The following is a 21,425-nucleotide window of genomic DNA, read 5'->3' as shown; positions in this document are numbered from 1 at the left end:
GTTATCCTTTCATTCTGTAAACTGAATTGGCGCTATGATAACAAAAGATAGGGCGTTTTTTAATGATTGAGTTCAAAACAATGTGTAAAAATGCTATATTACGCCCAAAATTTCTACAGCTTACAATCTATAGTCCCAATGAAAAATTATAATGATATGGCTCTGGCACTTGCCGGTGTTTGTCAATCTGTCTTATTAATCAGTCAATTAGCACAAAAAGGCGAAGTTGATCATCAAGATGCATTCCAAACCACCATTCATTCTCTTCTCATCACTCAACCTGAAGATACATTAGCCGTATTTGGCGGTGATGTTCAACATCTTAAAGTGGGATTAAACACACTTATTGAGCAACTCACTCAATTAAATGACAAAAATTTATTGAATTATTGGGGCAGCCTGTTAGCGTTAGAGAGCAAATTAAACAAGCAACCTGAAATCAAACAAGAACTTGGCCGCCGAATTGCCCGTTTACCAGAACAACTTTCTTATCACGACAATCAATTTGATGATGAGATGTTTTCTATCATGGCAAACATTTATGTCGATACAATTAGTCCTTTAGGCAAACGCATTCATATTATTGGTTCGGCATATCATTTACAGCAACAAAATGTACAAGACAAAATTCGTGCGTGTTTGCTTGCCGGCATTCGTTCGGCCGTTTTGTGGCGTCAAGTAGGTGGCAGCAAATGGCAACTGTTATTTCATCGTAAAAAATTAGTGCAAGCAGCACGACAACTCTACTCAACTTTAAATTAATCCTTGGAGAACTCTTATGCAACTTTCCGCATTAACCGCTCTTTCCCCGATTGACGGTCGTTATCAAGATAAAGCCACCGCATTACGTGGTATTTTCAGTGAATTTGGCTTGCTCAAATTCCGTGTCACCGTGGAAGTACGTTGGTTACAAAAATTGGCGGCGACCGCTGAAATCCAAGAAGTTTCTTCTTTGTCTAAAGAAGCAAACGATTACCTTAATAAAATTGTGGGAGAATTCAGTCTTCAAGATGCTGAACGTATCAAAGAAATTGAGCGCACCACGAATCATGACGTCAAAGCGGTTGAATATTTCTTAAAAGAAAAAAGTGAAGCTTTACCAGAATTAGCCAAAGTCTCTGAATTTATTCACTTTGCTTGTACATCAGAAGACATTAACAACCTTTCTCATGCCTTGATGTTAAAAACGGCGCGTGAAGAAGTGATCTTACCTGAATGGCAAAAACTGATTGATGAAATCACCCGTTTAGCGAACGAATACAAAACCATTCCATTACTTTCTCGTACACACGGCCAACCTGCCTCACCAAGTACTGTGGGTAAAGAAATGGCGAACGTGGTTTACCGTTTAAAACGCCAATTCAAACAACTCCAACAAAATGAAATCTTGGGTAAAATTAACGGTGCAGTAGGTAATTACAATGCGCATTTATCGGCTTATCCAAATATCAACTGGCACAAATTTAGCGAAGAATTTGTCACCTCATTAGGTTTAGATTGGAACCCATACACCACGCAAATTGAACCTCACGATTACATTGCTGAATACTTTGATGCCGTGGTACGTTTTAATACCATCATCATCGACTTCGACCGTGATTTATGGGGCTACATTGCATTAAATCACTTTAAACAACGCACTATCGCGGGTGAAATTGGTTCATCCACCATGCCGCATAAAGTGAATCCTATCGACTTCGAAAACTCAGAAGGTAACTTAGGTTTAGCCAATGCTGTGATGACTCACCTTGGTCAAAAATTACCAATTTCTCGCTGGCAGCGTGACTTAACCGACTCTACTGTATTACGTAACTTAGGTGTGGGTTTAGGCTATTGTTTAATTGCGTATGCTGCAACGCGTAAAGGTATCAGCAAATTAGAAGTTAACGAACAACATCTCCGTGATGAACTCAACCACAACTGGGAAGTTTTAGCTGAGCCAATTCAAACCGTGATGCGTCGCTATGGTATTGAAAAACCATACGAAAAATTAAAAGAGCTCACTCGTGGTAAACGCGTTGATGAAAAAGCAATGCGTGAATTCATCGAAAAACTGGATATTCCAGCTGATGAAAAAGCACGTTTACAACAACTTACTCCTGCAACCTATATTGGTGCAGCCATTGAGTTAGTGGAAAAACTTTAAGAAATAAAAGGGCGTTTTACCACGCCCTAAAAATAAAAGTGCGGTCAAAAACATCTTAGATTTTGACCTCACTTTTTTATTTCTTCTCTTACCTATTGCATCATTCACGCTTAATAAACAGCAATCGCGCGTGATCATACACCCAATTAAAAATAAAGGTATAAACGGTCACCATTACCGTTAAACTGAAATCCATCATAAAAGCCGTGATCCAATCTACTTTCAAAAAGTAAGCAATGATCGGGACTGTGAAAACAAGCAAACCAACTTCAAATGAAATGGCATGTAAAGTACGAAATATGACGCCTCGCTTTTCTCGTGGCCCCGTAAAGACTTTATCAAGAAAATAATTAAAAACGAGGTTCCATAGCATGGCGGTTAAGGAAACCAGTACCATGGACCCAAAGAGAATAGAAACACTTTCTTCTGTAAAGAAATACAAAGCGAAAACAGAAAGCAACACAACTGTGGTTTCAAACAAGATTGCGTGAAAAAGTCGCTCAAGAAAACTCATTTGTCATCCTTTACAAAGAAAAAGTGCGGTCAAATTCACCGCACTTTTCATCAATATTTGGATTAATTGGTTTTTAATTTATTCCAATATTTTTCGTAAATATCCACTGCTTCACCCACATCGCCTTGCATAATGCCTTTTTCAATATTTTCAGCTGATGGGAACAAGGTTGGGTTATTCGCCATTTCTGGTGAAAGTAACGCTTTCACGCCTTCATTTGGCATAGAGAAACCCATTTTTTCAACGACTAATTTTGCATTTTCAGGGCGAAGTAAGAAGTCGATAAATTTATAAGCTCCTTCAACATTGTTCGCACCTTTTGGTATCGCGTAGTTATCCATCCAGAAAATCGCCCCTTCTTTTGGATACACAAATTGGATACTTGGATTTTCTTTGTGGGCTAAATAAGCCGAACCATTCCATAACATACCAATAGAGGCTTCACCTTGAACAAACGGAACTTCTGGCGAGTCAGAGTTAAAAGTCACCACATTTGGTAACAATTTCACTAAACGCTCGTAAGCGGCTTTGATCTCTTCTTCATTCGTGGTGTTTGGTGATTTACCATCTAAAAGTAATGCAATGTGGAACACTTCACGCGCATCACTGGTTAATAATACTTTACCTTTGTATTCAGGGCTCCATAAATCAGCCCAGCTTGTGATTTTGCTTGGTTCAATATCATCCGCATTCACACCGATACCGGTTAAGCCATAAACATAAGGCAGAGAATATTTGTTATTTGGGTCAAATTCCTTGTTTAATAAGTTTGCTGGAATTTGTTTAAAATTACTTAATTTGCTGTGATCAAGCTCTTGTAACATATTTTCTTTCGCCATTTTATTGACGTAATAGCTTGATGGGAAAACTAAATCATAACCACTGCCTGTACTGGAGGTCAGTTTCAATTTAGCATACATTTCTTCATTACTTTCAAACGTAGAATAAATCACTTCAATGCCGGTTTCTTTGGTAAATTCTGCAACCAAATTGGATGGCACATAGTCAGTCCAGTTATAAACATACAATTTTTCAGCAGCAAGAGCAGCAGAAGTTGCAGCAAATGCAACGGCAGAAAGACAAAGTGATTTGATGTATTGAACAGCATTTTTTTTCAATTTATTGACCTCCTCAGGACAATCAAAATAAACCTTAAGTAATCGTTTACTTGTATAAACTTGGGGGAGTATAGCACCTTTTTAGCAAAAGGTTTGACATATTTTCCCATCAGGGTAAGATTCCCTCAATTTCAATTTTATGTTAATTAATTAGGCATCAATCATGCTCGAATTTGCTCATCAAGAACATATCAAATCTTATTATTTCGACAGTCGAAACCAAACCTTCGAATTGCCGCCTCTCACTCAGCAAGAAGAATCGGATGTTTGTGTTATTGGTGCGGGTTTCTTCGGTTTATCAGCCGCCCTTGAATTAGCAGAAAAAGGCAAGAAAGTCATTGTATTAGAAGGCGCAAGAGTAGGATTTGGCGCATCCGGCAGAAGTGGCGGTCAAGCTATCAATGGTTTTGAAGAAGGCATTGATGAATATATTGCTCAAGTGGGCTTTGATAAAGCGAAAAAACTTTGGGATATGTCGCTAGAAGCCATTGATATTATTGATGAACGCATTGCGAAATATGGCATTCAATGTGATTGGAAAAAAGGCTATGCCACATTGGCGTTAAATGAACGTCGTATGGACGATCTCATTGAAATGGAAAAAGCCAGCCACGCGACTTTTGGCTATGACAAGATGCAACTTTGGGATAAAGCCAAACTTAAACAACATCTAGGCAGTGATATTTATGTGGGCGGCTTATTCGATAGTAACTCAGGCCACTTACACCCATTAAATTATTGCTTAGGCTTAGCAAAAGCCTGCTTAGATTTAGGTGTGCAAATTTACGAACAATCCCCTGTTGTGGATTTAGTGGAAAAATCAGGTTGCATTGAAGTCAAAACCGATAAAAGTGCGGTCATTTCTCAAGATGTTATTTTAGCGACCAATGCCTATATCGATGCACTACCAAAATCCATTCATCGCGGCATTAATCGTAAAATTTTGCCGGTAGAAAGCTTTATTATTGCGACTGAACCTTTAGATCAAGCCACGGCTGATTCCGTGATCAATAATGGTATGTCTGTTTGTGATAATAATATTTTGCTCGATTATTATCGCTTGAGTGCGGATAACCGTTTGTTATTTGGCAGTGATTCGAGCTCAGAAAAAGATATGGTGCAAATTATGCGTGGCAATATGTTGCATGTCTTCCCACAATTGGAAAATGTCAAAATTGACTATGGTTGGACAGGGCCGATTGATATGACACTGAATGCAAGCCCGCATTTTGGTCGTATCTCACCGCATATTTACTTTGCACAAGGTTACTCTGGGCATGGCGTCGCACTAACAGGGCTTGCGGGACGCATTATTGCTGAAGCGATTTTAGGCAATGACGAACGTTTGAGAATTTTTGAAGAATTAAAAGTCCCTTCGTTTTACGGTGGAAAATATCTTAAAAACTTAGCCACCAAGATCGGCGTACTCTATTACAAATTCCTCGATCGTTATCGTTAATTAAAAAACAAAAGGCGTGTTAAATACACGCCTTTATTATTTTGATGACATTTAAGGTTTAATGTCTCGTAAAATAGGATTTTGCATGGAAATCAGGGTTTCCGTCGATTGAATCTCATCAATCAGCTGAATCTTAGTCGCCAACACGGAATGTAATTCAGCAATCGTGTGTGTCATCACTTTAATAAAAATAGAATAATTCCCCGTGGTGTAATAGGCCTCCACCACTTCATCAAAGGTGTCTAGCTTTTTAATCACTTTTTCATAATCTTTTGCACTTTTCAAAATAATGCCAATAAAGCAGCACACATCGTAACCCAGCTTACGCTCATCAATAATCGCTTTTGTCCCTTCAATCAGGCCAGACTGACGCATTTTCTCCACACGAACATGAATTGTACCTGGGCTCACGCCAAAGTTTTTGGCCATTTCTGCATAAGGTGTACGAGCATCTTTAGTCAGTACACGGAGAATTTGGCGATCAAGTGTATCGATATTGTTCATAAAACACTCCTTATTAGATCTTTTTCAAAATATCTTCTTTATTTTTGATAATATTCAACATTTAAAACAATGTAAAGAAATTAGTTGAAATAATTTGTCATTTTATTGAATAATGCACAACAAATCTTACCAGTCATTATAAAAAGAAGGATAAATATGAAAAAGACGTTTATTTTACAACAACAAGAAATCAGCTTTGTGAAGAACACCTTTACTCAAAACTTGATTGAACAACTTGGCATTATCGAAGTACAAGGTCCAATCCTTAGTGAAGTTGGCAACGGTATGCAAGATAACTTATCAGGCATTGAGAAAGCTGTTCAAGTAAACGTGAAATGTATCCCAAATGCGGTTTATGAAGTGGTTCACTCATTGGCTAAATGGAAACGTCATACTCTCGCACGTTTCCATTTCAAAGAAGGTGAAGGCTTATTTGTTCACATGAAAGCATTACGTCCAGATGAAGATTCATTGGATCAAACTCACTCTGTTTATGTGGACCAATGGGACTGGGAAAAAGTGATTCCTGAAGGTCGTCGTAACTTTGCTTATTTAAAAGAAACTGTACGTTCTATTTATCGTGCAATCCGCTTAACTGAATTAGCGGTAGAAGCTCGCTTTGACATTCCATCAAGCTTGCCAAAAGAAATTACTTTCATTCACAGTGAAGATTTAGTGAAACGCTACCCGGATCTTTCAAGCAAAGAGCGTGAAAATGCGATTTGTAAAGAATATGGCGCCGTATTCTTAATCGGTATCGGTGGTAAATTATCAGACGGTAAACCACATGATGGTCGTGCACCAGACTATGATGACTGGACAACTGAATCTGAAAACGGCTACAAAGGCCTAAACGGTGATATTTTGGTGTGGAACGCTGAGTTAGGTAAAGCGTTTGAGCTTTCTTCAATGGGTATTCGTGTGGATGAATCTGCATTACGTTTACAAGTTGGTTTAACCGGTGATGAAGATCGCTTAAAAATGGATTGGCACCAAGATTTATTAAACGGCAAATTACCTCTCACCATCGGTGGTGGTATCGGTCAATCTCGTATGGCAATGCTTTTACTCCACAAAAAACACATTGGTGAAGTGCAATCAAGCGTATGGCCAAAAGAAATGTTAGAACAATATCAACATATTCTTTAATCGAAAGAGAAAATAAAAAAGTGCGGTGAAATTTCACCGCACTTTTGTTTTTTTGAAAAGATTAATTAATCTTGTAATGGACCGCTATTAAACATTGGCAACCCCATGGTTTTTAAGCTGTCGCGATAAATACCCAGCAAGTCTTTCTCCGTAATTTTTTGTAACTGATCTAACGGTTTATCTAATGCGGCGACCGTTTCAATCACAAGACAAGGAAACCTTGAAGATTTTTTGCATAATTAGTTCTCCATATTGGATTAAATAACAAAAAGAGCGGTCACTTTTTTATCAGTTTCCGCTCTTTTCACTAAGCTTGATTCATCGACATACACAATAACGTCAATGGATGGATACAAGTCACGTTAGATGACATATCTATCTGCCATTTACAAGTTTGGCATTCAGAGATCACGTAATCAAATCCGCCTGCATTGATGTTATCGAATAAGTTTTTACCGATAGATTGGGAAACCTCGTAGTTTTCTTCTTTGAAACCGTATGTCCCTGCGATACCACAACATTGTGATGGGAGCATCACCACTTCTAAACCTGGAATTTGTTTTAACACTTCCAAGGTGTATGGTGCCCAACCTGCTTTATCCACGTGACATGCGGTGTGATAAGCCACTCGCAATTTCAATGGTTTAAGCGGTAAGGTTTTACCTTCTTTAAAGAGTTGATATAAGAATGGTGTCACCATGTGGATATGCGGACGAACTTTCGCATTATCGATACCTAAAATATGATGATATTCATCACGTAAATTTAAGGCACAACTTGATGCTTCACTGATCACATCCAAGCCATTTTCATCCACCATTTTGCCAATGTAATCGGTGTTAAATTGCGCAATTTTTTTCGCACGTTCAGGGAATTGGTTCACGCTCAATGGCAAGCCACAGCATTTTTCTTTTTCTAATAACACCACACCAATATCCATGGCATTAAACACTTGGATAAATTCTTTACCCAACTGTGGATTATTGTAGTTCACATAACAACCGTGATAATACGCCACTTTACGTTCGAATTTTTGTTGGCTTTCCAACATTTTCTTCATGTACCAGCTACGGAACGTACCAAAGGAATATTTTGGTAACGTACGATGACGGCTGATTTTTAATGCTTTTTCCAACACAAATTTTGTCGCTTTCAAGCCCGTAATCGTATTCACAATCGGAGCAAGCGGTGTATTAAGTGAACCCATAATATCGGTGTTACTTAAAATCGCATCACGTAATTTTTGCACTGCTGGTTTATGTTGTTGAGCAAGGTATTTGTTTCTTGCGCGAACGATAATGTCACCAATTTTTACATCAGACGGACACGCAATTTCACAACGTTTACAGTTAGTACAGTATTTCAATGCTTCATCATAAAGCTCGGCTGATTTTAAGCGTAAACGCTCACCATCTGGACCTGATTGTTTTGGACCCGGGTAGTTTGGATTTTGACGCGAAACCGGACACACTGCTGTACATGCCGTACATTTAATGCAGCTCTCAAAGCTTTCATCAAAAGCATGATGATGCTGTGGTACATTAAGGGATTGTTTTGCATTATCAATTAATTGTTGAATGTTCATAACGCCTCCTTAATGTGTGTTGTGAAGAATTTCATCAGCAACAACAAGTGCTGTTACCACTGCCACGCCAGAACCACAACCGAGTTCTAGTGCATTGAAACCACCAATCACATTACCCACCGCATATAAATTCGTTAAAAATTGACCGCCCTTTTGAACTTGGCATTGCGCATTAATCGCCACGCCTGCAGATTGATACGGTTGTGGATTTGAAAAACGGTGATCAGTCCAAGTAAAGCGATCCGTATCGTTAAAACCTTCCACACCGATGATGTCAGAATGGAATACGGGCTCATAGATTTTATCGAATTCAGAGACTAAACCTTTACTGAAGAAGCTGCCTGACGCTAAGACGAAATACTCAGCCGTGATTTCTTCCTCTTCGTGCAAACGCGTTTGAATAGCACGAACTTTGTTGCCATGAAAATGTGCTTTTAATGCGCTATCACCATTCATCATGAGTCCGCCTAATTTCTCAAAACGATGGCGTAATTGAATACGTTGACGCATACCTAATAAAGAAGGCGGTAAAGTTGGCAATTCAAATAATGGCAAGCCAGTTGCTTTACGAAGTGACTCCATAAACTCTTGATTTTCTAAACCGAAACAAGCTGGTAAGAAAATTGCTTCAGTGCCTTTCGCAGCTTCTTTCATTTCAGCCACAAGATCATCAAATTTCAGTTTATATTCTAAAACTTGAGCAATGTTTACACTGCGGAACTCACGAGAGTTTGCACGTAACTGATCTAATTCTGGGATATTTAAAAAGCCGGTTTTCACTTCACAATGTGCAAATTGTGGATTCAACGTGAGGTTATCTGCCAATAATTCTGGTTGGAAATCGTGATAGCCTTCAATGCCTAAAACCGCAATTTTTTTATAAGGGAATGGGGTTTCGCCTTGCACAGTTGGCACACTATTTGGTGAAAGCCATGCACCGCGTAAACTGCCTAAACCCGTTACACGAAGATGATTTTCTGCGGTTGAACCAACTAAATCTAAATTTAACGACTCCGCTAATTTTTCGAAATTTTGCGCTTTCGCTAATACGCGTTCAGCACCCATAATGCTATAAGGGTGTTGTGGTAATTGAGCTGCAAGTGCGGTCAAATTTTCAGGAATATTTTTAACAAACGCACCATTTGGTAAACGGCTTAATAAATCCAATGAGCCGGATGCAAAATCAATCGCTGCTTGGCCGTTATTGATAATGACACAACGTTTGCCTTGTTCTTGTAGAGCGATGCCGCAAGTTAAACCTGCAAGGCCGCCACCAATAATCACTACATCAAAATTCATTGTTATCCGTCCCTTGCTGTTTGTCAGTTTCAAGCGGTTGAACATCGTTTAAGCCCAACACACTGCCATACATCCATGAAGTAAATTCTGCTTCACGAATCGCTTCACCCCATGCAATAGGTTCAATACCTCGCCAACGTTCTTCCATGAAGGAGGTTAATTGTGTGGTCGATTGACGAGGTGTTGCCACTTCAAAACGGTTCATTAAACCCGCTGCACGGCATGCGCAAAGCTCAGCTTGGCAAGTCCCCATCCCCACACGAGTACGGCGACGTAAATCCACTAAGTTATTCACATTTAATTCATCAACGGCATAACGTACTTCACCCGCTGTCACGGCTTCACATTCGCACACCATTGAACGATCGAGACGTTCTTTATCTAATAAACGAGTTGCACGAGAACCATGACGATACACGGCTGAATAACGAATTGTACTTGGAAGTGAAATCACTTTCTGATTGGTTTCTGCACGGCTTTCGGTTGAACCAGGCAATGGACGCTCAGCGGTTGTACAACGTGCGGTTTTGTTGAGTTTTTTACAAACAAGATCCGTTGCCCATTCAGCCATTAAGCGATAAGTCATTAATTTACCACCAGTGATAGTGATAAAGCCATCTAAGCCATCACGCTCTGCGTGGTCAAGTAACACGATACCACGACTTACGTTACGACCAGATGGGTCGTCATCAGATGCCACTAACGGACGCACTCCGGCATAAGCACGTAATACACGAGTATGACGCAAGCTTGGCGCAAGTTTTTCCCCTTCACGGAATAAGATATCCACTTCTTCTGGGGTGACTTCCATATTATCGATTTGATCGTAAGGAATACGGCTAGAGGTTGTACCGATAACACAAATGGTATCTCCTGGCACAAGAATGTCCGCATCCGCAGGTTTACGGCAACGGTTAATCACCATTTTGTTGATACGATGACCCATGACAAGTAATGCACCTTTTGCTGGGAACATTTTGATTTTGAGATCCGCATATTCTGCGATACCTTGCCCCCAAATACCACCTGCATTGACGACTAATGGCGCAAAGAATTTACGGTTTACGCGATTTTTGTGATCGTAAACATCCACACCGATGACTTTGCCACCTTCGCGAATTAAGCTTTTCACTTCGCAATAAGTGAACATTTTCGCGCCATTTTCGGTGGCATCCATCACGTTAGAAGCCGTTAAACGGAAAGGATCGATTGAACCATCTGGCACCACAACGGCACCCACTAAATCTGGGTTTACCGATGGTTCCATAATTTGGGCTAGTTTAGGATCAATGGCGACAGCTTCAATACCGGATTTGGTACAACTTTCGATGAAGGTTTTTTGATAATCAAGGGAATCTTCAGGTAAGGTAATAAATAAACCTTCTGTTTCATCCACACAATGACGAGCGATATTGCGCAGAATTTTATTTTCTTTAATACATTCTTCTGCTGATTCCTGATCGTTTACGGCATAACGTGCACCACTATGTAACAAACCGTGGTTACGGCCTGTTGCGCCTGTCGCAATATCACGACGCTCTAATAAAATACAGTTAATTCCACGCAATGCACAGTCACGAGCAATCCCCGCACCTGTCGCACCGCCACCAATGATAATCACATCCGTCGAGATAGGTGAAAAATCACCCACATCACGATACATATTAGGCGATAATCCCATTGTTACCCCCAAAGCCAAAATGTTAATAAAAAGAAACGTAAAAACTGTTACAAATTCCATGGCTATTGTATGGGAGAGCGGTTAAATTCACAACATTCTGAGCGAAAAAGAAAGCTGTTTTGTGAGATAGATCACACAATTTTCGAATTCGCTCATTTGTTAAAAAATATTTTGTGAAATGCATCACATTTTTGAATTATTTCTCTTTTTAATTTCTATTTTTATTTTATCATGCACGCTATCCCCATCATGGGGGTGGACTCATAATTAAAATGATTTTGGAGAGAAATTATGTTTGGACCATTTAAACCCGCTCCGCATATTGCGGAACTTCCAGCGGAGAAAATTGATTCCACGTATAAACGCTTACGTTGGCAAGTGTTTGCAGGGATCTTCTTTGGTTATGCCGCTTACTATTTTGTACGTGCAAACTTTGACTTAGCACAACCCGGTTTAATTCAACAGGGCTTGTACACTAAAGCGCAACTAGGTGTTATCGGCTCAGCGGCTGGTCTTGCCTACGGTTTATCTAAGTTCGTAATGGCAGGTATGTCTGACCGTTCGAACCCTCGCGTATTCTTACCATTTGGTTTATTGCTTTCTGGTCTTTGTATGACCATGATGGGTTTATTCCCATGGGCAACCTCTGGCGTTGCCATCATGTGGGTAATGATCTTCTTAAATGGTTGGTTCCAAGGTATGGGGTGGCCTCCATGTGGTCGTACAATGGTACACTGGTGGTCTAAATCAGAACGCGGTACTATCGTATCTATCTGGAATACCGCGCACAACATCGGTGGTATGATGCCGGGTGCAATGGTGCTATTAGCAAGTGCAGTGTTCTTCAGCACTCATGGTATCGAAGCACAAGCAAAAGACATTTGGCAACAATCCCTCTACTATCCGGGTATTGCGGCAATGCTCTGTGCAATTCCAGTTTACTTCGTCATGCGTGATACTCCACAATCTTGTGGTTTACCATCAATCGAAAAATGGCGTAATGACTACCCAGATGACTATAACGAAAAAACTTACGAAAACGATTTAAGCACAAAAGAAATCTTCGTCACTTATGTATTGAAAAACAAATTGTTATGGTACATCGCGATTGCTAACGTATTCGTATACTTAATCCGCTACGGCGTATTGAAATGGTCTCCGGTTTACTTAAGTGAAGTAAAACACTTCAACATCAAAGGTACTGCATGGGCTTACACAATCTATGAATTAGCAGCAGTTCCAGGTACATTATTATGTGGTTGGGTATCAGATAAAGTCTTCAAAGGTAAACGTGGTTTAACCGGTTTCATCTTCATGATCTTAACTACAGCAGCAGTTGTAGCATACTGGATGAACCCAGCTACACCTGAAGCAGAGCTTGCAAACTATGCAGCTTGGTATGAAAACCCATATCAATTAACTGACTTCATCTTAATGACCTTAATCGGTTTCTTAATCTACGGTCCTGTAATGTTAATCGGCTTACACGCTCTTGAGCTTGCACCGAAAAAAGCAGCAGGTACAGCAGCAGGTTTCACCGGTTTATTCGGTTACTTAGGTGGTACTGTGTCTGCATCAGCTGTTATCGGTTGGGCAGCACAACACTATGGCTGGGACGGCGGTTTCTACGTCATGATCGGTGGTGGTGTCTTAGCGGTGTTATTACTCTTCATCGTAATGGTTGAAGAAGGTAAACATAAAGCGAAATTAGGCGATACCTACGGTAAATAATCTATAAATTAAAGGCGACAGGCGAAGGCTTGCCGCCTTTTTTATTACAAAAACAACTGAATTTTTAACCGCACTTTAAAAGGAGATAATGTGATGAAATTGAATAAATTAACCATTATGTTAGGCGCGGCAGTTATGGCAAATGCAGCATTCGCAAATCAAACTTGTGAAGCGCCCTATCGTTCAGCCCTCCCCGCTTATACTTATAAATTAGACAAAGTACTCGAAGTCAACGGACGCCAAGGCATTACCACTGATGGTAAATATTTATATGTATCGGGTAGTAAAACGCTCGCCAAATACGATATGGATGGAAAACTGATTAAAGAAAATAAAGATCCTTTTGTCGGCTATCAAAAAGAAGCCAATCACATTGGCGACATTGATATCTACAACAATGAACTTTATGTTTCCTCCGAATGGTTTGATGCTGGCGTAGGTAAAAATATTCAAATTGCGATTCACGATCCCGAAACCCTCGCATTAAAAAGATCAGTTGATTTTAATCCTGAGTCAGGTCAAGTCGAAGTTTCCGGCATCACCGTAGATACCGTTCACAATTCAGTTTGGATGGCATCTTGGGTTGGTGAAGAAAGTGGCCGTTATTTATATGAATACGATCTTTCAACCGGTAAATATAAACGTAAAGTGCATTTACAACCTGTTCCACAATGGATTCAAGGCGTTTATGCCTATAACGGTGATCTCTACGTCACATCTGATGATGGTACGGCAGATGAAAAAGAACCCGATCATATTTATCGTGTAGAAATTTCAGATAAAAATAATGAAGCTCGCGTTGTTTTAGAAAAAACATTGAATGACATTCGAGATGTCGGCGAAGTCGAAGGCTTGAATGTGAATCCGAAAACGAAACAACTGCTTGTCCATGCAAACCGAGGCAAACAAATTGTGTTAGGGATGCCAAAAGGATTTTATCCAGGATATGACCGTGAAATTAGTGAAATCTATTTTTACGACATGAAACCAAGATGTAATAAGTAAATCAAGGAGAACACACCATGAAACTCAAAACTTTAGCGCTTTCTTTATTAGCTGCAGGCGTACTTGCAGGATGTAGCGCACACTCTTCTGTGGACACGATGAAATCAGACAAAATTATCATTGCTCACCGTGGTGCAAGTGGTTACTTACCAGAGCACACACTTGAGTCCAAAGCGCTTGCATTTGCACAGCACGCAGACTACTTAGAACAAGACTTAGCGATGACAAAAGATGGTCGTTTGGTTGTTATCCATGACCACTTCTTAGACGGTTTAACTGATGTCGCGAAAAAATTCCCAAATCGTCATCGTAAAGATGGTCGTTACTACGTAATCGACTTCACCTTAAAAGAAATTCAAAGTTTAAATATGACTGAAAACTTTGAAACTAAAGATGGTAAACAAGTTGCAGTATATCCAGGCCGTTTCCCACTTTGGAAATCACACTTCAAAATCCATACTTTTGAAGATGAGTTAGAATTCATCCAAGGTTTAGAAAAATCGACTGGTAAAAAAGTGGGTATCTATCCTGAAATCAAAGCACCTTGGTTCCACCACCAAAATGGCAAAGACATTGCAGTTGAAACCCTTAAAGTGTTGAAAAAATACGGTTACGACAAGAAATCAGACATGGTTTACTTACAAACCTTCGACTTCAATGAGTTAAAACGTATCAAAAACGAATTGCTACCAAAAATGGGCATGGATTTAAAACTTGTTCAATTAGTGGCATACACCGACTGGCATGAAACTGAAGAAAAAGATGCGAAAGGCAAATGGGTGAACTATGATTACGATTGGATGTTCAAACCAGGTGCAATGGCAGAAGTCGTGAAATATGCTGATGGTGTTGGTCCAGGCTGGTACATGTTAGTGGATAAAGAAAAATCTAAACCAGGTAACATTGTGTACACCCCATTAGTGAAAGAACTCGCACAATACAAAGTGGAATTACACCCATACACTGTGCGTAAAGATGCGTTACCTGAATTCTTCACTGACGTAAATCAAATGTACGATGCGTTATTGAATAAATCTGGTGCAACTGGTGTATTCACCGACTTCCCAGATACTGGCGTTGAATTTTTGAAAAAACAAAAATAATACGTAAGTAAAAGTAATAAAAAGAGCGGTCAAAATTCGGTTTGATTTTTGACTGCTTTTTAACTAAGAGTATTAACATAATAATATACAATTAAAAATTAATACTATAATTCTTTCTCTATGTTATTAAACTGCTAACTAGTATCTTCCAAAATTAGTTGTAGTGTAATAACGATTAAGGATTAATATTGTAGCCTAGAACATAAAATTTCGTCTCAAAATATATGAACTTTAATAGAATACAGCGAACCTTATCATTACCATTTAGGGAAAAAATAAAAAATGACCATTGAAGTTGCACTTTTTAGTATCCCAGCAATCATTATTATGATGTTAAAATCGCTGAAGTATTTAGATGATACTTTTGGCAATGGTAGCATTGCAAAACAAATTCCTAAATTCTTACAAAATTTTAAAATGCAAAGAAAAGTATCATCTTTTCTTGTGAATTCAATTCTCCTCACTGATATTATTTATGGAAAAAAAATTATTTCCGTTAGATCATTTGTATCTTCATGCATCATAAGCTCTTCATGGGTTTTGATATTGTTATCTTATTCGTATTTCTCTAAACAATGGATTTTATCAACCCCTGTCACACCTATAATATATAAATTCCTTTGGTTCTTCCTGATTGGAATAGTAATTGATTATGTTTCATCTTGCATCACCCGTTGGTTATTTAATAGACATATAAACTCTAGTGTAAGTCAACAAATATTAGTTGTAATTTTAAATACTCTTATTTCAATAACAATTTTTGTTTTCTTTTATACCACTATAAAAGAACTGATCATCACTCAAGAATTCTCTTTTGATTCATTTTACAATAACTTAAGAACCTGGATATCTGAACCTATGGAGATTAATATATTACTTAAGTTTATTACAGATGCTTACTTAATAGATAAAGGAGACGGTTCATTTGATATTATAAATGGAAATACAGAAGTGTTTTTTGCATTTCCTGAAGGAATAATGTTTTTATCGAGTTTATTAACCTCACTATGGTCTTGGGTATTTCTTGTAGCATTGTTAACTAATCAATTAACATACTATTTAGATAAAAGTAAGGATTTTTTATTACAGCAGTCAAATATAGAAAGTAAACCTATACTTACTTTAGGTATGATAATTACAATTTTATTAGCTCCAGTATGGATATTCCTATACCTTTTAATTTTATTTTTGGGACTCATCTAAGTCATTAACAAACATAAAAACCGACTGTTCCTAGTCGGTTTTTTATTATTAAGTTTTTATATCTTAATAACAAAAAAAGCTTGCTGTTTATCTCAGCAAGCCCTTTAAAATCCTGCTATTACGCGAACTGCTTTTTATTCTCTAAATAGCGTTTTGCACATTCTGCTGCAGCAACTAAGCCACCTGCCATCATAATTATATCTTTAATCACGAGTCGACCAGCACCTGAGAGATATGGGAAGCCATAATTAGGTGTTGGGAAGTCCCCACCTAAATTCGGCACCCAGGTTTCTGGCGTAAATATCAGGAACGACAGCGTGACTATCGACATGCCAAAGGTGAGTAAACCTCCGAATAAACCTAATGTTGGAGACCAAATCCCCGCTAATACTAAAATACCAATTGTTACAATGATTGCGCCAATAATATAAGAAGCCGTATAGGTGCCGTTGGCTTTATGCCATTCGATATTTTTTGCGACCATTTTGCCTTCAGGGTTTTTATATAAGGTATATTCTTTCACTAAAACACCCTTATCATTTGTCACTTCATTTGCACCATTTTTGTAAAGGAAGCTTAAGAAAGGACTATTTGACACAAAGTGTGCAATACCATCCGCCTCATATTGGCAAACTTTTAAACCTCCAATCCAAACCATCACCACACAAATCGCAATGCGGATAAAGTTAATAAATTGACGTTGCAATGGCGCAACAATATTAGCTAGCAATGTAACTAATGCACTCATGTAGAACTCCTCATATAGTTCAATTGATATTACAGGCATAATGCCCAAGAATTTTTATATAAACATTAACAATATTACTCTCTAATATTGTTGGCATTTTTTTATTACTCAGGTTATGCAATAAAAAAGAGATACCAATTTAGTAGTATCTCTTATTTTTAATTAATTTTCTGTGAGCAATCTCACATTATTTAAAATTCACTCTCGCATTTCTAAAAATTCGCATCCAAGCACCATCTTCAGACCAATCTTCTGGATGCCATGAGTTGCTCACAGCACGGAATACACGCTCTGGGTGTGGCATCATCGTGGCGATACGACCATCGACGTTAGAAATTGCGGTAATCCCTAATGCCGAACCATTTGGGTTAGCTGGATAGGTTTCTGTTACATTCAAATGGCTGTCGATATATTGTGCCACAATCAAGTTTTGCGCTTGAAGTGCGGTCAAATTCTCAGGTGTTTTGAATTCTACGCGACCTTCACCGTGAGAAACCGCAATCGGCATATGTGAGCCAGCCATGCCTTTAAACCACAATGAGTTGGTGTCGTTGATTTTCACCATCGCGGCACGAGCTTCAAAGCGTTCTGATTTATTACGCACGAAACGTGGCCAATTTTCTGCACCAGGAATGATTTCCGCAAGGGTGGAGATAAATTGACAACCGTTACATACGCCTAATGAAAGGGTGCTTTCATTAGCGAAGAATTGGCTGAATTGATCGCGTAATTGTGGGTTAAATAAAATGGATTTTGCCCAGCCTCCACCTGCGCCTAATACGTCACCGTAAGAGAAGCCACCACAGGCCACCATCGCGTTGAAGTCGTTTAAGTTGTAACGACCAGTCATTAAATCACTCATGTGAACATCAATCGCTGCAAAGCCTGCACGGTCAAAAGCCGCTGCCATTTCAACGTGGCTATTTACGCCTTGTTCACGCAATACGGCCACTTTTGGTTTCACGCCTTTGCTGATGTAAGGCGCAGCAATATCTTCATTAACATCATAGGTTAAATGAGCGGATAAACCTTTATTGTCTGTTGCTTTTTTCGCTTCAAATTCTTGGTCAGCACATTCTGGGTTATCACGTAAGCGTTGCATTTGGTGAGTGAGTTCTGCCCAAATACCACGTAATTCAGAACGTTTTTCGCTTAATAGTTTTTTACTGCCTCGTGTGATTTCAAAACGATCTTCTGAACTTACAGAACCGAGTTCATAAGTTAAACCAAGCAAGTCATACGCTTTTAATACCTCACGCACGGCGCTTAATTCACGTTCTGACACTTGGATTACCGCACCTAATTCTTCATTGAATAACACGGCTAAATCATTATCGCCTAATGCAGAGATATCCACATCTACACCGCAGTTACCCGCAAATGCCATTTCTGCAAGGGTGGTAATTAAACCACCGTCGGAACGGTCGTGGTAAGCCAATAATTTACGCTCTGCCACCAATGCTTGCATTGCATCGAAGAAGTTTTTCAGTTTAGCTACGTTTACCACATCGGCTGGTTTATCACCTAATTGTTTATACACTTGCGCAAGTACGGTCGCGCCTAAGCGATTTTTTCTTTCACCTAAATCAATCAACAATAAACGGCTTGCGCCTTTGTCTGTGCGTAATTGAGGTGTCACGGTTTTGCGGACATCTTCCACGCGTGCAAAAGATGAAATCACTAAAGAAAGCGGTGCGGTGACGGATTTTTTCTCGCCATTTTCTTCCCAAGTGGTTTTCATCGACATCGAGTCTTTACCCACAGGAATGGTGATACCTAATGCTGGGCAAAGTTCTTCACCGACTGCTTTTACGGCTTCATATAAGCCTGCATCTTCACCGCCATGGCCCGCTGCAGACATCCAGTTTGCAGACAGTTTGATGCGTTTAATATCGCCAATGTTAGTGCCCGCAATGTTGGTAATAGATTCGGCTACCGCTAAACGTGCAGAAGCACCAAAGTCTAATAACGCTACTGGTGCGCGTTCGCCCATTGCCATGGCTTCACCATGATAGCTGTCTAATGATGCAGTTGTAACAGCCACATCAGACACCGGAATTTGCCATGGGCCGACCATTTGATCGCGTGCCACCATACCCGTTACCGAACGGTCGCCAATGGTGATTAAGAACGTTTTTTCTGCCACCACCGGTAAACGTAATACACGATGTAACGCTTCTTTTAATTGAATATTTTCTGTTGCAAGCGGTCGATTTTCCACAGTTTTTGATGAAACCTCACGCGTCATCTTCGGGGTTTTGCCTAATAACACATTCATTGGCAAATCAATTGGATTATTGTCGAAATGGCTATCGTGCAAGGTTAGATGTTTCTCTTCCGTTGCCTCGCCAATGACTGCAAATGGCGCTCGCTCACGTTCACAAAGTGCGGTAAATAATTCGAGTTTTTCTGGCGCAACCGCTAATACATAACGTTCTTGCGATTCGTTACACCAAATTTCTAATGGTGACATACCTTTTTCATCGCAAAGGATTGAGCGTAAATCAAATTTACCGCCACGTTCACCATCGTGCACCAATTCAGGCATCGCGTTGGATAAACCACCCGCCCCCACATCGTGAATAAAGAGAATTGGGTTTTCATCACCTAATTGCCAGCAGCGATCAATCACCTCTTGACAGCGGCGTTCCATTTCTGGGTTTTCACGTTGAACGGAAGCAAAATCTAAATCTTCTTTTGATTTACCGCTGTCCATCGAAGAAGCGGCACCACCGCCTAAACCGATGTTCATCGCTGGGCCACCTAATACGATCAATTTCGCACCAACGGGGATTTCACCTTTTTGAACGTGTTCGCCACGAATATTACCGATACCACCCGCTAACATAATCGGTTTGTGATAACCACGCACTTCTTCACCGTTGAAGCTGTTAACTTTCTCTTCATAGGTACGGAAATAACCCAATAATGCAGGACGACCAAATTCGTTGTTAAATGCTGCGCCACCTAATGGGCCTTCAATCATAATATCTAAGGCTGAAGCAATACGGTTTGGTTTGGAAAGTGGATTTTCCCAAGGTTGTTCAAAGTTTGGAATGACAAGGTTAGATACAGAGAAACCGGTTAAACCGGCTTTTGGTTTGGCACCACGACCGGTTGCACCTTCATCACGAATCTCACCGCCCGAACCTGTTGCAGCACCTGGGAATGGCGAAATCGCGGTTGGGTGGTTGTGGGTTTCCACTTTCATTAAGATATGGGCATCTTCATTGTGATAGCGATATTGCCCATCTTGATCCGCAAAGAAACGGCCGACTTTTGAGCCTTCCATTACTGCAGCATTATCTTTATAAGCTGAAAGCACGAAATCAGGAGTTTTCTCAAAGGTATTTTTAATCATCTTAAACAGGGATTTATCCTGTTTTTTACCGTCGATAATCCAATCCGCATTAAAGATTTTATGGCGACAGTGCTCAGAGTTGGCTTGCGCGAACATATAAAGTTCAATATCGTGCGGATTGCGCCCTAATTGGGTGAAGTTTTCCACCAAATAATCAATTTCATCTTCTGCCAGTGCCAAGCCTAATTCTACATTGGCTGTCACTAAGGCTTCACGTCCACCTTTCAAAATATCCACTGTTTTGAACGGTTTCGGATCTTGATGACGGAATAAAATCTCCGCATCTTGCGGATTGCGCACCACCGTTTCCATCATTCGGTCGTGTAAAAGTGCGGTCAATTTTTCAGTTGTTTTTTCATCAAGCGGTTGGCTTAACTCAAAATAATACGCCAAACCACGCTCAATACGCTCCACTTCACTTAAACCACAGTTATGCGCAATATCGGTCGCTTTAGAAGACCAAGAAGAAATGGTTCCAACGCGTGGAATCACGATAAAGGTTTCGCCTTTGGCATCGTGTTCTGCCAAAGTTGGGCCGTAATGTAACAACGCCTTTAATGTTGCTTCCTGCTCGCTAACAAGCGGCCGATTTAATTCCACAAAATGCAAATATTCCGCATAAACCGATTTCACCGGTAATTGATTTTGTTGGAATTTTTGCATTAAGCCTTGAATACGGAATTCAGAAAGGGCGGGTGAGCCACGAAAAGTTTGAAACATACGGGTACCTTTGAGTTGTGTTTGAGATGAAAATCGCGGGCTATTATAAAGGAAAACACACCAAAACGAAAACGTTTGCGTCAATCATTTTCAAATGAT

16 protein-coding genes and 1 pseudogene are annotated in these 21,425 nt (G+C 39.7%); 8 read left to right on the top strand and 9 right to left on the bottom strand.

From position 1 onward, the window contains the following. The first annotated feature begins 138 nt into the window (after positions 1-138). Together hflD and purB are read left to right on the top strand one after the other, a co-directional pair. Positions 139-762, top strand: coding sequence for a high frequency lysogenization protein HflD (gene hflD, locus HMPREF2750_RS05140; protein ID WP_032803925.1), 624 nt, complete (start codon positions 139-141; stop codon positions 760-762). A gap of 16 nt (positions 763-778) precedes the next feature. Further along, positions 779-2,146 carry an adenylosuccinate lyase gene (gene purB, locus HMPREF2750_RS05135; RefSeq protein ID WP_005697377.1) on the top strand — a complete coding sequence of 456 codons (1,368 nt, stop codon included), beginning with the start codon at positions 779-781 and terminating at the stop codon, positions 2,144-2,146. 100 nt (positions 2,147-2,246) lie between these two features. On the opposite strand, the gene HMPREF2750_RS05130 is transcribed toward purB, so the two are convergent. Both HMPREF2750_RS05130 and HMPREF2750_RS05125 read right to left on the bottom strand, forming a co-directional pair. After that, the gene (locus tag HMPREF2750_RS05130) at positions 2,247-2,660 is read right to left on the bottom strand and encodes a PACE efflux transporter (RefSeq protein WP_070582930.1); all 414 of its coding nucleotides are present in this window, start codon (positions 2,658-2,660) and stop codon (positions 2,247-2,249) included. Positions 2,661-2,722: 62 nt separating this feature from the next. Further along, positions 2,723-3,754, bottom strand: coding sequence for an extracellular solute-binding protein (locus tag HMPREF2750_RS05125; RefSeq protein ID WP_410002393.1), 1,032 nt, complete (start codon positions 3,752-3,754; stop codon positions 2,723-2,725). Between the two features lie 187 nt (positions 3,755-3,941). Between HMPREF2750_RS05125 and HMPREF2750_RS05120 the strand changes: the two genes are divergently transcribed. Beyond that, positions 3,942-5,237 carry an NAD(P)/FAD-dependent oxidoreductase gene (locus tag HMPREF2750_RS05120; RefSeq protein ID WP_070582926.1) on the top strand — a complete coding sequence of 432 codons (1,296 nt, stop codon included), beginning with the start codon at positions 3,942-3,944 and terminating at the stop codon, positions 5,235-5,237. 51 nt (positions 5,238-5,288) lie between these two features. Here HMPREF2750_RS05120 and asnC read toward each other — a convergent pair whose 3' ends face one another. After that, on the bottom strand, positions 5,289-5,741 hold the full coding sequence (gene asnC, locus HMPREF2750_RS05115) for a transcriptional regulator AsnC (RefSeq protein WP_005697406.1): 453 nt from the start codon (positions 5,739-5,741) through the stop codon (positions 5,289-5,291). A 156-nt stretch (positions 5,742-5,897) separates the two neighbouring features. Between asnC and asnA the strand changes: the two genes are divergently transcribed. Continuing rightward, positions 5,898-6,890, top strand: coding sequence for an aspartate--ammonia ligase (gene asnA / locus HMPREF2750_RS05110; RefSeq protein WP_070582924.1), 993 nt, complete (start codon positions 5,898-5,900; stop codon positions 6,888-6,890). Between the two features lie 65 nt (positions 6,891-6,955). Here the strand turns inward: asnA and HMPREF2750_RS09870 are convergent. From HMPREF2750_RS09870 to glpA, 4 genes and pseudogenes are all read right to left on the bottom strand, one after another. Next, a pseudogene (locus HMPREF2750_RS09870) lies at positions 6,956-7,093 on the bottom strand (transporter); the annotation flags it as partial. Positions 7,094-7,197: 104 nt separating this feature from the next. Next, a complete protein-coding gene (gene glpC, locus HMPREF2750_RS05105) occupies positions 7,198-8,475 on the bottom strand; it encodes an anaerobic glycerol-3-phosphate dehydrogenase subunit GlpC (RefSeq protein ID WP_070582922.1) in 1,278 nt (425 codons plus the stop codon). A 9-nt stretch (positions 8,476-8,484) separates the two neighbouring features. Continuing rightward, positions 8,485-9,774 (bottom strand): glycerol-3-phosphate dehydrogenase subunit GlpB, encoded by a 1,290-nt coding sequence (gene glpB, locus HMPREF2750_RS05100; RefSeq protein WP_070582920.1) that lies wholly within the window; start codon positions 9,772-9,774, stop codon positions 8,485-8,487. Then, positions 9,764-11,455: an anaerobic glycerol-3-phosphate dehydrogenase subunit A gene (gene glpA / locus HMPREF2750_RS05095; protein WP_032803913.1), complete on the bottom strand. Its 1,692-nt coding sequence runs from the start codon at positions 11,453-11,455 to the stop codon at positions 9,764-9,766. Before glpA ends, glpB begins: the two co-directional genes overlap by 11 nt. 291 nt (positions 11,456-11,746) lie before the next feature. Here glpA and glpT point away from each other — a divergent pair, with 291 nt between their 5' ends. The 4 genes from glpT (at position 11,747) to HMPREF2750_RS05075 (ending at position 16,497) form a co-directional block, all read left to right on the top strand. Next, positions 11,747-13,186: a glycerol-3-phosphate transporter gene (gene glpT, locus HMPREF2750_RS05090; protein ID WP_070582917.1), complete on the top strand. Its 1,440-nt coding sequence runs from the start codon at positions 11,747-11,749 to the stop codon at positions 13,184-13,186. 93 nt (positions 13,187-13,279) lie between these two features. Next, complete coding sequence (locus HMPREF2750_RS05085; RefSeq protein ID WP_049367604.1) at positions 13,280-14,191, top strand: hypothetical protein; 912 nt, start codon at positions 13,280-13,282, stop codon at positions 14,189-14,191. 17 nt (positions 14,192-14,208) lie between these two features. Continuing rightward, positions 14,209-15,294 (top strand): glycerophosphodiester phosphodiesterase, encoded by a 1,086-nt coding sequence (gene glpQ, locus HMPREF2750_RS05080; protein WP_005697412.1) that lies wholly within the window; start codon positions 14,209-14,211, stop codon positions 15,292-15,294. Between the two features lie 282 nt (positions 15,295-15,576). Next, positions 15,577-16,497, top strand: a complete 921-nt coding sequence (locus HMPREF2750_RS05075; RefSeq protein WP_070582915.1) for a hypothetical protein — start codon at positions 15,577-15,579, stop codon at positions 16,495-16,497. A gap of 118 nt (positions 16,498-16,615) precedes the next feature. Here the strand turns inward: HMPREF2750_RS05075 and HMPREF2750_RS05070 are convergent, their stop codons facing one another. Beyond that, entirely contained in the window at positions 16,616-17,245 is a 630-nt protein-coding gene (locus tag HMPREF2750_RS05070; RefSeq protein ID WP_005697450.1) for a YkgB family protein, read from the bottom strand. A gap of 187 nt (positions 17,246-17,432) precedes the next feature. Beyond that, positions 17,433-21,326 (bottom strand): phosphoribosylformylglycinamidine synthase, encoded by a 3,894-nt coding sequence (gene purL, locus HMPREF2750_RS05065; protein ID WP_070582913.1) that lies wholly within the window; start codon positions 21,324-21,326, stop codon positions 17,433-17,435. Positions 21,327-21,425: the final 99 nt, after the last annotated feature.

The sequence above is a fragment of the Haemophilus sp. HMSC066D02 genome, from assembly GCF_001810545.1.
Taxonomy (GTDB): domain Bacteria; phylum Pseudomonadota; class Gammaproteobacteria; order Enterobacterales; family Pasteurellaceae; genus Haemophilus_D.
This window is presented reverse-complemented; position numbering and strand designations above follow the sequence as displayed.

Bases quoted from the DNA above. Each gene is read 5' to 3' on its own strand.
- HMPREF2750_RS05130 (WP_070582930.1), bottom strand. From the start codon at position 2,660: ATGAGTTTTCTTGAGCGACTTTTTCACGCAATCTTGTTTGAAACCACA.
- glpA (WP_032803913.1), bottom strand. From the start codon at position 11,455: ATGGGATTATCGCCTAATATGTATCGTGATGTGGGTGATTTTTCACCT.
- HMPREF2750_RS05070 (WP_005697450.1), bottom strand. From the start codon at position 17,245: ATGAGTGCATTAGTTACATTGCTAGCTAATATTGTTGCGCCATTGCAA.
- purB (WP_005697377.1), top strand. From the start codon at position 779: ATGCAACTTTCCGCATTAACCGCTCTTTCCCCGATTGACGGTCGTTAT.
- purL (WP_070582913.1), bottom strand. From the start codon at position 21,326: ATGTTTCAAACTTTTCGTGGCTCACCCGCCCTTTCTGAATTCCGTATT.
- glpB (WP_070582920.1), bottom strand. From the start codon at position 9,774: ATGAATTTTGATGTAGTGATTATTGGTGGCGGCCTTGCAGGTTTAACT.
- HMPREF2750_RS05120 (WP_070582926.1), top strand. From the start codon at position 3,942: ATGCTCGAATTTGCTCATCAAGAACATATCAAATCTTATTATTTCGAC.
- asnC (WP_005697406.1), bottom strand. From the start codon at position 5,741: ATGAACAATATCGATACACTTGATCGCCAAATTCTCCGTGTACTGACT.
- HMPREF2750_RS05075 (WP_070582915.1), top strand. From the start codon at position 15,577: ATGACCATTGAAGTTGCACTTTTTAGTATCCCAGCAATCATTATTATG.
- glpT (WP_070582917.1), top strand. From the start codon at position 11,747: ATGTTTGGACCATTTAAACCCGCTCCGCATATTGCGGAACTTCCAGCG.
- HMPREF2750_RS05085 (WP_049367604.1), top strand. From the start codon at position 13,280: ATGAAATTGAATAAATTAACCATTATGTTAGGCGCGGCAGTTATGGCA.
- asnA (WP_070582924.1), top strand. From the start codon at position 5,898: ATGAAAAAGACGTTTATTTTACAACAACAAGAAATCAGCTTTGTGAAG.
- glpC (WP_070582922.1), bottom strand. From the start codon at position 8,475: ATGAACATTCAACAATTAATTGATAATGCAAAACAATCCCTTAATGTA.
- hflD (WP_032803925.1), top strand. From the start codon at position 139: ATGAAAAATTATAATGATATGGCTCTGGCACTTGCCGGTGTTTGTCAA.
- glpQ (WP_005697412.1), top strand. From the start codon at position 14,209: ATGAAACTCAAAACTTTAGCGCTTTCTTTATTAGCTGCAGGCGTACTT.